The organism is Alkalihalobacterium alkalinitrilicum, from assembly GCF_002019605.1.
GTDB classification, from domain to species: Bacteria; Bacillota; Bacilli; order Bacillales; family Bacillaceae_F; genus Alkalihalobacterium; species Alkalihalobacterium alkalinitrilicum.
In genome coordinates, this window is sequence record NZ_KV917368.1 from 4,436,155 (window position 1) to 4,447,059 (window position 10,905).

The window sequence follows — 10,905 nt, forward strand, 5'->3', positions numbered from 1 at the left end:
GGAACGGAATATTAGAAGGATTTTACATAAACTAGTTGATGTACTAATACTAAGCGACGGAACTAGTGTCCACTGACGCTAGGATTTAGAGAAATTTTCCACAAATAACGTGATCACAGTCCGCTACGCAAACACAAACAAAGCCTTGAAACCGCATCCGATCCATAGTTGCCAAAATAATGAGTTAAAATAAATAAAGATACATTTATTATATATGATGATGTTTTTGTTTTATATGCATTATGGTAGCGCTCACATGATTGTGCTGAATTGAGTTTCTTGGTTTCACTATCATTACAGGGCAACTTACTTCTTTGGCAACTTTATGACTAACACTATTATGAAAAAGCTCCCGAACCCTATTTTTAACCGTGCTACCTACAACAACAAGATCAAAGTTTTCTGTTTTGCGTACTTTACAAGCGTAGGTGCGGGTTCGCCACGAAGGAAATGGGTGCTGTAGTTGATACCGGCAGCGCTTATCAAATCAACAGTTAACTTGCAAAATACAAGACGTTTAAAAATTAATGTATACTTAAAACTAAGACAGTCTAAAGCTAAGATAAATAGCGTTGAAAAACTGACAAAAAAGTTTTAAATGGAGACTACATAAATATGAATGTAAAAAACCATCAAGTAGCCGTCTTTGCCCTTGGCGGCATGGGCGAAATCGGAAAAAATATGTACGTTGTACAATATCAAGATGAAATTATTATTATTGATGCTGGGGTAAAATTCCCCGAAGATGAATTGCTGGGAATTGATTTAGTAATTCCTGATTATACCTATTTGGTAAAGAATGTAGACAAAATTAAAGGTCTCTTTATTACTCATGGTCATTTGGATCATATAGGTGGTATTCCATATTTACTGCGCCAAATGAATATTCCAATCTACGGTGGAAAAATATCACTTGGATTAATTCGAAATCAGCTAGAGGAACATGGATTATTACGGGATGTAAAGTTAATAGAAATTAAAGAAGACGAGGAAGTAAAATTTAAGAAAACCTCTATTTCCTTTTTTAGAACCACACACAGTATCCCCGATTCATACGGTATCGTTGTAAATACACCTGCTGGAAATATTGTTCATACAGGTGATTTCAAATTTGACTTTACGCCTGTTGGAGGATCAGCAAACTTGACAAAAATGGCCAAAATTGGAGAAGAGGGAGTTCTCTGCCTACTATCGGATAGTACAAACAGTGAAATGCCAGGTTTCACCATGTCTGAACGAAAAGTGGGCGAAAGCATTGATCATATTTTCCAGAATGTCGAAGGTAGAATTATTTTTGCTACATTCGCATCAAACATTTATCGGTTACAGCAAGCTGTAGAAGCCGCTGTGAAATACGGAAGAAAAGTTGCTGTTTTTGGAAGAAGCATGGAAAAAGCTGTCGATCTGGCTTTAGATTTAGGCTATATCAATGTACCGAAAAACACATTTATTGATTCCTCAAAAATTAACTCTATTTCAAGTGGTAAAGTTTTAATTCTATGTACAGGAAGTCAAGGGGAACCTATGGCAGCTCTTTCTCGAATTGCTCATGGGAGACATCGGCAAATTCAAATTATTCCTGGGGATACCGTCGTAATTTCTGCTTCACCTATCCCAGGTAATACGTTAAGAGTAAACCGAATCATTAATCAGCTTTTCCGAGTGGGAGCGGAGGTTATCCATGGACCATTAAATGATATCCATACATCAGGTCATGGTGGACAAGAGGAGCAAAAACTGATGCTTCGTTTAATAAAACCGAAGTATTTCCTGCCTATTCACGGAGAATATCGAATGTTGAAGCATCATGTTCAACTAGCTCAGAGCTGTGGCATTGAAGAGGAAAACTGTTTTATTTTAGATAACGGCGATGTTTTAGCACTTGATAACAATGAAGCTGGTGTTGCAGGAAAAATCCCTTCTGGTTCAGTATATGTTGATGGAAGCGGTATTGGTGATATAGGAAACATAGGAAACATTGTTTTAAGGGATAGGAGGATTCTTTCCGAAGACGGTCTTGTTGTTGTCGTTGTTACCTTAAACATAAAAGAGTTTAAGATGGTAGCTGGGCCCGACATTATCTCGCGTGGCTTTGTTTATATGAGGGTGTCTGGAGATTTAATTAATGAAGCGCAAGAAAAGCTCACTGAACACTTGAATGAATTAATGAACAGAAAAACGACAAAATGGTCTGAAATTAAAGATGAGATTAGTAATTTGCTTGGACCGTATCTTTATGCCGAAACGAAGCGAAAGCCGATGATTCTTCCTGTTATTATGGAAGTTTAAACACTTAAACTACCCGCCACAATTTGAAAAACTGAAAGAAGCATAAATTCCCAAACGGTAACTTATGCTTTCTGCAATGTATTCGTATTTACTTTCAGATTTGATTGACTTTTATCATCTAGACCAAGCGTTTGCACTGTTGAAGTATGAATTTCATGCAGAAGTTTGAGGTTTCCCATTAGGGATAAGCCATAAGAAGGGATCATTTTTTTTATTTTCGGTTCCCACGCTTTTATATGTTGCGGGAAGCATCTTTTTATTAACTCCAGCATGACGGAAACGGCGGTAGAAGCACCTGGGGAAGCACCGAGTAATGCCGCTATCGAGCCATCAGATCCACTAATCACTTCTGTACCAAATTGAAGCATTCCTCTTCCCTCTTCAGTATCTTTAATTACTTGTACACGTTGGCCCGCTACGACTAAATCCCAATCCTCGATTTTGGCATTCGGGATAAACTCACGTAACTCTTCCATCCGTTGTTCTTTTGATAACCTAACTTGCTTTATCAGATATTTTGTCAATGGTATGTTTTTTGCACCTGCCGACAACATTGTTACAAGATTATCTGATTTTATAGAAGTGACCAAATCAAACATTGAACCAGTTTTTAAAAACTTTGGTGAGAAACCAGCAAACGGTCCAAATAGCAACATTTTTTTATTGTCGATAAATCGTGTATCAAGATGCGGAACAGACATTGGAGGGGCTCCAACTTTGGCCTTACCGTATACTTTTGCATGATGCGCTGCAACAACATTAGGATTATTACACACCATAAATATTCCGCTCACTGGGAATCCACCAATATACTTACTCTCAGGAATACCTGATTTTTGCAGTAAATATAGGCTGCCTCCCCCTGATCCGATAAAGACAAATTTTGCAGTATGGTGTTCGACAGTACCGCTTTTTACATTCCGCACTTTCACTTCCCATAAGTCGTCACTAGTACGACGAATATCATCAACACGATGTTTGTAGTTGATATTGACATTTTTACTCTCTAGAAAATCAAACAGCTTCCGCGTTAAAGCTCCAAAGTTAACATCAGTTCCAGAGTCAATTTTTGTTGCAGCTATAGGTTCATTTGCTGCACGGTTTTGCACAATAAGTGGAATCCATTCCATCAGTTTTTCTGGATCATCTGAAAATTCCATCCCTTGAAACAGAGGATTGGTAGACATTGCTTCAAATCGCTTCTTTAAAAAAGATACATTATGATCTCCCTGAACAAAACTCATATGAGGCAATGGCATGATAAAGTCTTGTGGGTTACGTATTGATTTCCTGTTTACAAGATGAGACCAAAACTGCAAGGATTCCTGAAACTGTTCATTAATTTTAATAGCTTTACTAATTTCTACAGACCCGTCCGCTTTTTCGTTTGTATAGTTAAGCTCACACAGTGCCGCATGCCCTGTTCCAGCATTATTCCATTCGTTAGAACTTTCCTCTCCAGCCTTAGCGAGCCTTTCAAAAACTGTAATTTCCCAGTCTGGTGCTAACTCTTTCAACAGTGAACCCAGAGTCGCACTCATGATTCCAGCACCAATTAAAATAACATCGGCTTTAGTTTGTCTATTACTCATTTTCACCTTCCTATACCCCAAGATTTGCAGAAAGGATGTAGGTAATCCTGTTAGATACTACAGTAAGCCTAGGCACGACCAGTCACACATCTTTTCTGGATCAAGTATAACTAAAAATCGTGATACACTATTATTATGGTAGTTATAAGTTATTTAAAAACTAGTAAGAAGTGGGAAATTCTGTTCCCAAGGCTCTGAAACATCAATGCGAACCATTTGATATTTCAGTTTCCCTTGTTAAAGTGCTGCATCTTGATAAGGAGAAGCAAGAGAAATGGAAAGAAAGATGAGGAACAGGATATCAAGATAAAAATCTGTTGTTTCCAAATACACTATTTGGAAATTCCAAAAATCCACGAAATTGTGGAACAGTAGAGGATTTAGACAGTGTTAATAAAATGCAGGCATAAAAAAAACCTTGCTGCGCAAGGGTTTTTCATAGATGGAGCATAGGGGGCTCGAACCCCTGAACTCTACGCTGCCAGTGAACTTTAGTATCTTAAATACGTTAATATGGCTTAAAATAGGTTGAATTATGAGCTTTAATTAACGAAAAACACTTTTTCTAAGATTTAATGTGGACTTTTTATGGTAATGCATGTGGTCAGTTTGCTAAAGAACATAAACGGGAGGCACACTCTGCTACTTTTCCTCAAAATAACTTGTTTGTTGTTAAAGCATACTGCTTAATACACTCTAAAATATGAGTTAAGTAAAACTTGTCAGTCTTCATAGTTTGATTGCTCCATTAATTACATCATCTTTAATACTTTTATGGATTGAATTTTCCGTTACGACATCTACTTTAATAATTCTTCAATTTCTTGCTTAAAGCGAATTAAATCAAATAAACTTCGCCCTTCTTTGAACTCAACAAGTAAATCTAGTTCGCTATTAGGTCCACCTTCTAGTTTTACTACTGAAGATATAATAAACAACACTAGTCGGATAAAGTTTTTCATATGTATGCTCTACTCCTTTTTACTGTATATTTGAAAGGATATTAAAGGTTTTAACTTTCTTAAGTTGATTTTCTATGGTTCACTTGTAGGATGATTAATTTAATTATCCAGCCTACTCCAACCCCAATAATTAAAAAAAGAATAGGTAAAAAGATAGGACCCCATAAATACCCAAATAATTTCAAGGTCGAGGAATAAATTACACCAATTGTACCAATGAACGCCGAGAAGACGAAAGGGAGGTAGGATAGGGAATCACTGCCTCCCCCAGCATCACGATAGGCATCCCACATAGCAAATAAGTATATACAGGGATAGAACATTAACCACTGGTAGTTTGTTAATTCAATGGCAGTTATCATATCGCCATGAAAACTTGGGATGATTGCTGCATTTAAGTTAGCTTGGACATTAATTAAAAACTCTAAAAAAATAAAAACAGTCCCCTTAAAAAGTTTACCATTTAAAAATTGAGCAAATCCAGGTAGTGCTATACTCCAAAGAATTTTTTCACTTGGATTAGATTGACTCATTAGTATCACTTCTTCCTAGCAAGCTGATTACGATCTGGAGCTTGTGGGGGTTTTTCCAACCAGCCGTGTTTTATCATAATATTTGTTCCATCCTCTGCATATTGACTAGTTTCTAGTATGAGACGGCTATAATCAACTCCTAGATCTTTTCGAGGCGAGGATCCTAGTGAAGCACCATAATAACTAATACCAGCTGAAATTAATCCAGCAACATGAATCATCATTAGCTTATCGGAGAAGGTCGGAATAGCAGAAACCCTTGGGCTATCCCAAGAATTAGGTGCAGGGTTTAAGAATTGAGTAAAGGTAGGCAATGCTATAGACCATAGCAACTTTTCTATCTGATCGTTGTTCATTTTATTTTTATGAGTATCAACTTTCTTCTAGAGTATAAAAGTTATACACATCAACCTTTTGCTAACGCTTTATGATTTGGGATTTGTGGAGGCTGCTCTAACCATTCATTTTTAATCATTAAGTCAACTCCGTCTTTTCCATATTGAGCAACCTCTGTTGTTAGGCGAACATAAGAAGCAACGATATCAGTTCTTAAGCTTGCTGCTGAAGCGGTAGCATAATTTGAGAAACTTGATGCAATGATTAAAGATGAATGAAACATAATTAATTTATCAGAAAATGGTGCTATTGTTGAATCGGTTACTTCTAAATCCCATGGCATGGGTGATGGAAGGTCATCATCTGTTAAGAATGTAGTAAAAACTTGCACATGTTTCTTTGCAATCTCCTTCCCTTTAAGACAATGGTTTCGTACTTTTTTAGATTGAGCAACCTGCGCAAAACCTGTCATCAGAGCTGTGCCTAAGGAGTTTGTTTCAAGATTTGCTTCTAGATGAGTAATTTCTACGACATTCAAAGGTCGATTATTGTTGGTCAAATTTAGTATTCCGCCTAAATAACTCTTGTTGTCTACAAAGTCAACATGATCGGGCGTTGTTACATAAGGTGGTCTTACAAATAATCCTTTTGATAATAACATTTCAGCTGTCTTATTATATAACTCGGTTGAAGTTTGTATCGCTTGACTTAAGAATTGACGGACATCAGAGTGGGCAGCAATTGCTAAAGCTACACCATAAACGGATAGCCCAACTTTAGACAAGTTCTTAAGGTAATATAAATAAAACGAATCTGAGAACAAACGTGGAGCATTTGGACTTACATCCTCATCAGTAAAACCAATTGGTAACGTTTGTTTATCGTTTTGTAGTATTTCTTTACTAAAATTAAAATTTTGAACTGATATATCGAGCGCAAATTGTAATACTGACTTTATTTCAGGATCATCAACATTGGCTAAAAAATATTTTAAAATACAAATAGAAAAACTGTTGTTTTGATAGCTGCTCCAAACCACTGAAATCTCAGAAGATGTTAGCCTTAGATTTTTTTCTTGTCGCATTTAGTAATCCCCCATATGTATTGTTATTAAATAATATCCGCTTACTTAGGACATTTATTCAGTTTTATTAAAAAAAAGTAACTTTGATATCTTCTAATGGTTATAAGACCACAAATCAGAAAGAACAGGAGGCTTTGAAAAAAATTGTGAATAAATGTCTTAAAGTAATGGGAGGTACTTTGAAAAGGAACATCTAACAAAACAAAGTCATCTGCTGCACAGTACAAGGAAATAGCGAAGAACCTTGAAGAAATTCGAAAATTACTGTCCAAATTCATGAGTGAAATACCCAATTTGGACAACTTATATGTCAAAACCATTATTAACTATAAGTTAATAAGCTTGGACAGATTACCCCGTAACTTTGGATTTTTCTATAATTTAACTATCCTTAATGATAGTATGGGTAAATAAAGTGCATACTTGTTTGTCTACATATATCCACTATATAATACTTTCAAATCCAAGTAACGGAGGGTTTGAACATGAAGAATAGAATATACATCTCTGGATTTCTATCAATTCCGGATGTGATTAATGCATAATCAATCGGCGTTGATGAGGAAAGTGCAATAGAATTACAACGGTTAATTCAGATAAAGCTAATTATGTTTAGCCTTAATAGGGTTAATAGGAGGAGGTTTTTTGGAGTCCACTACCATATGGGTTGCATTCGCAGGGGGGATATTAGCATTTATTTCTCCATGTTCCCTACCTTTATACCTATCATTTATCTCTTATATTACTGGTGTAACGGTGGGTGAATAAAAAACAACAAGGTCTTGCTAATATTAGAAAAATAGTTCTCTTGCAATTAATGTTATTTTTAATAAAATGACATACATAACTATCTGGAGTTACCATGTAATGGTTCCTCACATTAAAAAGAGAAAATCATCCTTTTCCCTAGTAAAAAGGATTGGAAAGGTAGAACGAAGATGACAAAGAAGCCACGTTGGATATATTGGAAGCAAACCTTCCACTCGAAATTTCAAGCGAATTGTTTGAAAGCAAGGATTGATGACAATTGGTTCAATGGCTATGAAATTGGTCCGTATGTTGAGATAAGGAAACTAAAGACTGATAAATATGTGGTCCGTTATACGTATGATGAAATCATCTAAGTTTAGTTTTGGTAAAATATAAGGAGCCAATCTCATCTGAAATATAAAAGTTTCTCAGTGAAAAGAAGAAAAAAGGCAATTAACCGTCCTAAAAAGACGGTTAATTGCACATTTACAGGAAACTCGAAGATATAACTTGGATAATAAGTCAAACATCGGTATAAAGGAGCTTGTTTTTTAAACAAACTCCCACTTACATTGTTTCTACAGGGATTTGTTGAGGAAACCCTCGGTTGAAATTACGTTGGCATACATTCCGTTAAGTGCGCTGACAAATGCATAATGAACCTGTTCTGCTGGAACGCATTTATCTTGATAAGATAAGTCCCTTGTCGCACATGCATCTTCAATAAGTGTAGTTTCAAAGCCTAGATCCACTGCAGCTCTAACTGTTGCATCAATGCACATATGCGTCATCATACCTACAACCATTAAAAGTGGGCATTTCATAGAAACCAAAGGAAGTGTACATTATATTTTAGCCTTTCCTTACCCTGTAAGCCCTGAAATTACAATTAATGATTGAAAGTATATATTAAATGATAGGAGAAAACGAAATGGAGAAAGCACCAAAAGACACACGTGTAGTTGTAGGAATGTCAGGCGGAGTCGATTCTTCTGTTGCAGCCATGCTTCTTAAAGAGCAAGGCTATGACGTAATCGGAATATTCATGAAGAACTGGGACGATACAGACGAATTTGGTGTTTGTACGGCTACAGAAGACTACGAGGACGTTATCCGCGTCTGCAATCAACTGGATATTCCCTATTATTCGGTGAATTTTGAAAAGCAGTATTGGGACAAGGTATTCACCTACTTCCTAGAAGAATATAAGGAGGGAAGAACGCCAAATCCTGATGTGGTCTGCAATAAAGAAATCAAGTTCAAAGCATTTTTAGATCATGCCATGAGCCTCGGAGCTGATTATGTGGCTACTGGACATTATGTACGAGTAGCTAGAAAAGACGGGAAAATTCACATGTTAAGAGGGAAAGATGAAAATAAGGATCAGACTTATTTCCTTAATCAATTAACAGAGGAGCAGTTAAGTAAGGTGTTATTTCCGATAGGTAATATGGAAAAGCCAAAAGTAAGGAAATTAGCTGCCAAAGCTAAATTGGCGACAGCATCAAAAAAAGACAGCACAGGCATTTGTTTTATTGGTGAACGAAATTTCAAAGAGTTCTTAAGTGGGTATTTGCCTGCACAAAAGGGGAATATGGAAACATTCGACGGTAAAGTTGTAGGACAACATGATGGATTAATGTATTATACAATCGGGCAAAGACATGGATTGGGGATTGGGGGAAAAGGCGACCCTTGGTTTGTAATTGGGAAGGATATTGAAAGTAATGTACTTTATGTTGGACAAGGTTTCCACCATGAAATGCTATATTCAGACAGCATCATTACTGATAATGTAAGCTGGATTTCAAAGGGATCTATACCTGATACATTCGAGTGTACTGCAAAATTCCGCTATCGCCAACTGGATAATCAAGTAACAGTAGAACGATTGGGAGATTCCAAAGTTAAAGTCATCTTCCATAAAAAGATTCGTGCCATAACCCCTGGACAAGCGGTTGTTTTCTATCAAGGGGAAGAATGTCTCGGTGGAGGGACTATTAATCAAGTATATCGTGACAATAAACAATTAACTTACGTGGGGTAAAATAATAACGTTTTAATTTTTATCTTTGGAATATGTGAATAAACCAACAAAAATAACCGCGAATTATCGTGGTTATTTTTGTTGGCCTTTTTCTTTGCGACGTTGATGACGAGTAACCTTGTTTCGGTTTCCACATATTTTCATTGAACACCATTTACGTCTTCCTTTCTTGTCCATAAATAATAGAACACAATCAGGATTGGCACATCGATGAATATTAGTTAATTCATTTGTTACGAAAAGGTTAATTGCATTAAAGGCTATTAATGCTACAAGAGAATCAACCGAATTTCCATTAGGAACAGGTAGTAATGCACCATCTACTATATGGTAAGAAAAGGGGGCTTTTTTGATTAAAAACTCGAGGTGATTAACCCAATTATCAGCAAGTGTTTGATCATTAGCCATTTGTTCATATCCTTGACGAAGAAATAAACGAACTTCTTTTAAAAGTGGTAATGCTTCATCTGCCCATTCATTTACATTTGCGGAGAACTGTCTAGCGTACAAAGTATTTTGTTCTTGCAAAGTAACCACCCATGCAATCACATCCTCGGTAGAAGCAAGCAAATCATATCTTGTTCCATGTCTAACGACCTCCGTATTAACTAAGTCCAAAGAAATTTGCCCTGTTATAAGTGGGAACTTGTGCTCATGATTCATAAGTTAACTCCCATTCGAAATTATTATTAACCTATTGTATCACATTTGACAGGTTAATTCTAATTGATGTATATTATTAACCATTAATAGTTAACTTTAGTGGTTAATTCAATGTGTTAGCTGATTTTAATAATTGCAAATTGAGATAATGTAGTTCTCCATCGTTCCCCTTTTTTGATAAGAAAGAACGATATCCTTGGGAGAAAAGACATCTACTAAATTAGTGACAAAGAACGAATGGCTGAAAATTAATTCACCAGCCGAGCGGACTGATTTTATAATCACTTTTCTAGGCTTAGCCCAAGATTTGGCTTGATAAATAGTTTCTTCATAATAGCATTCTGCCTTCGTAACATCGGAAGGTAGAGATGATGGAAGGAGTTCATCCGCGATTCGTTGCAAATTTGCATTGGATTTGAGCCGAATCACGTAATAAACCGATTCTTTTTCGCACAAATCATACAAAGCAGGTACGGCAAACCCACTATCCCCGCGAATAAATGATGTCGTCTCTGGGAATTTTTCGTTGTAATGTTCAATGAGAGGTTGTATAAATTCCACAACACCATTAGAGGTATAGACATTCCCAGGTCGTAGCTTGGCTTTAAGGAAATCGCCTGTTACTCCGTCAAAGGCAACTAATGGATGG

General features: G+C 36.4%; 10 protein-coding genes and 3 pseudogenes. 4 read left to right on the plus strand and 9 right to left on the minus strand.

Features of this window, described 5'->3' with window-relative positions:
* Window positions 1-208: 208 nt before the first annotated feature.
* Window positions 209-409: pseudogene (locus BK574_RS29320) on the minus strand (universal stress protein); the annotation flags it as partial.
* A 206-nt stretch (window positions 410-615) separates the two neighbouring features.
* On the opposite strand from BK574_RS29320, the gene rnjA reads away from it, so the two are divergent.
* On the plus strand, window positions 616-2,289 hold the full coding sequence (gene rnjA / locus BK574_RS21500) for a ribonuclease J1 (RefSeq protein WP_078430042.1): 1,674 nt from the start codon (window positions 616-618) through the stop codon (window positions 2,287-2,289).
* 62 nt (window positions 2,290-2,351) lie between these two features.
* Here the strand turns inward: rnjA and BK574_RS21505 are convergent, their stop codons facing one another.
* From BK574_RS21505 to BK574_RS21520, 5 genes are all read right to left on the minus strand, one after another.
* Window positions 2,352-3,887: a malate:quinone oxidoreductase gene (locus BK574_RS21505; protein ID WP_274379440.1), complete on the minus strand. Its 1,536-nt coding sequence runs from the start codon at window positions 3,885-3,887 to the stop codon at window positions 2,352-2,354.
* 794 nt (window positions 3,888-4,681) lie between these two features.
* The gene (locus BK574_RS27690) at window positions 4,682-4,843 is read right to left on the minus strand and encodes a hypothetical protein (protein WP_158211715.1); all 162 of its coding nucleotides are present in this window, start codon (window positions 4,841-4,843) and stop codon (window positions 4,682-4,684) included.
* Between the two features lie 59 nt (window positions 4,844-4,902).
* Window positions 4,903-5,376, minus strand: coding sequence for a hypothetical protein (locus tag BK574_RS21510; RefSeq protein WP_078430044.1), 474 nt, complete (start codon window positions 5,374-5,376; stop codon window positions 4,903-4,905).
* Between the two features lie 5 nt (window positions 5,377-5,381).
* Window positions 5,382-5,732, minus strand: coding sequence for a DUF3231 family protein (locus BK574_RS21515; RefSeq protein ID WP_078430045.1), 351 nt, complete (start codon window positions 5,730-5,732; stop codon window positions 5,382-5,384).
* Between the two features lie 50 nt (window positions 5,733-5,782).
* Window positions 5,783-6,796 (minus strand): DUF3231 family protein, encoded by a 1,014-nt coding sequence (locus tag BK574_RS21520; protein WP_078430046.1) that lies wholly within the window; start codon window positions 6,794-6,796, stop codon window positions 5,783-5,785.
* A 645-nt stretch (window positions 6,797-7,441) separates the two neighbouring features.
* Between BK574_RS21520 and BK574_RS27140 the strand changes: the two are divergent.
* Both BK574_RS27140 and BK574_RS21525 read left to right on the plus strand, forming a co-directional pair.
* Window positions 7,442-7,561, plus strand: a pseudogene (locus BK574_RS27140) (cytochrome c biogenesis protein CcdA); the annotation flags it as partial.
* A gap of 173 nt (window positions 7,562-7,734) precedes the next feature.
* Complete coding sequence (locus BK574_RS21525; RefSeq protein ID WP_078430047.1) at window positions 7,735-7,920, plus strand: hypothetical protein; 186 nt, start codon at window positions 7,735-7,737, stop codon at window positions 7,918-7,920.
* 204 nt (window positions 7,921-8,124) lie between these two features.
* On the opposite strand, the gene BK574_RS21530 is transcribed toward BK574_RS21525, so the two are convergent.
* Entirely contained in the window at window positions 8,125-8,370 is a 246-nt protein-coding gene (locus BK574_RS21530) for an isochorismatase family protein (RefSeq protein ID WP_338020611.1), read from the minus strand.
* A 107-nt stretch (window positions 8,371-8,477) separates the two neighbouring features.
* Here BK574_RS21530 and mnmA point away from each other — a divergent pair, with 107 nt between their 5' ends.
* The gene (gene mnmA / locus BK574_RS21535; RefSeq protein ID WP_078430048.1) at window positions 8,478-9,593 is read left to right on the plus strand and encodes a tRNA 2-thiouridine(34) synthase MnmA; all 1,116 of its coding nucleotides are present in this window, start codon (window positions 8,478-8,480) and stop codon (window positions 9,591-9,593) included.
* A 72-nt stretch (window positions 9,594-9,665) separates the two neighbouring features.
* Here the strand turns inward: mnmA and BK574_RS21540 are convergent, their stop codons facing one another.
* Together BK574_RS21540 and BK574_RS28555 are read right to left on the minus strand one after the other, a co-directional pair.
* Window positions 9,666-10,256, minus strand: coding sequence for a CGNR zinc finger domain-containing protein (locus tag BK574_RS21540; RefSeq protein ID WP_078430049.1), 591 nt, complete (start codon window positions 10,254-10,256; stop codon window positions 9,666-9,668).
* A 147-nt stretch (window positions 10,257-10,403) separates the two neighbouring features.
* Window positions 10,404-10,905, minus strand: a pseudogene (locus BK574_RS28555) (transposase); the annotation flags it as partial.

What these genes read in the sequence shown, in the direction of transcription:
- BK574_RS21530 (WP_338020611.1), bottom strand. Translation starts at nt 8,370, where the DNA reads ATGAAATGCCCACTTTTAATGGTTGTAGGTATGATGACGCATATGTGC.
- BK574_RS27690 (WP_158211715.1), bottom strand. Translation starts at nt 4,843, where the DNA reads ATGAAAAACTTTATCCGACTAGTGTTGTTTATTATATCTTCAGTAGTA.
- BK574_RS21510 (WP_078430044.1), bottom strand. Translation starts at nt 5,376, where the DNA reads ATGAGTCAATCTAATCCAAGTGAAAAAATTCTTTGGAGTATAGCACTA.
- BK574_RS21540 (WP_078430049.1), bottom strand. Translation starts at nt 10,256, where the DNA reads ATGAATCATGAGCACAAGTTCCCACTTATAACAGGGCAAATTTCTTTG.
- BK574_RS21515 (WP_078430045.1), bottom strand. Translation starts at nt 5,732, where the DNA reads ATGAACAACGATCAGATAGAAAAGTTGCTATGGTCTATAGCATTGCCT.
- BK574_RS21520 (WP_078430046.1), bottom strand. Translation starts at nt 6,796, where the DNA reads ATGCGACAAGAAAAAAATCTAAGGCTAACATCTTCTGAGATTTCAGTG.
- rnjA (WP_078430042.1), top strand. Translation starts at nt 616, where the DNA reads ATGAATGTAAAAAACCATCAAGTAGCCGTCTTTGCCCTTGGCGGCATG.
- mnmA (WP_078430048.1), top strand. Translation starts at nt 8,478, where the DNA reads ATGGAGAAAGCACCAAAAGACACACGTGTAGTTGTAGGAATGTCAGGC.
- BK574_RS21525 (WP_078430047.1), top strand. Translation starts at nt 7,735, where the DNA reads ATGACAAAGAAGCCACGTTGGATATATTGGAAGCAAACCTTCCACTCG.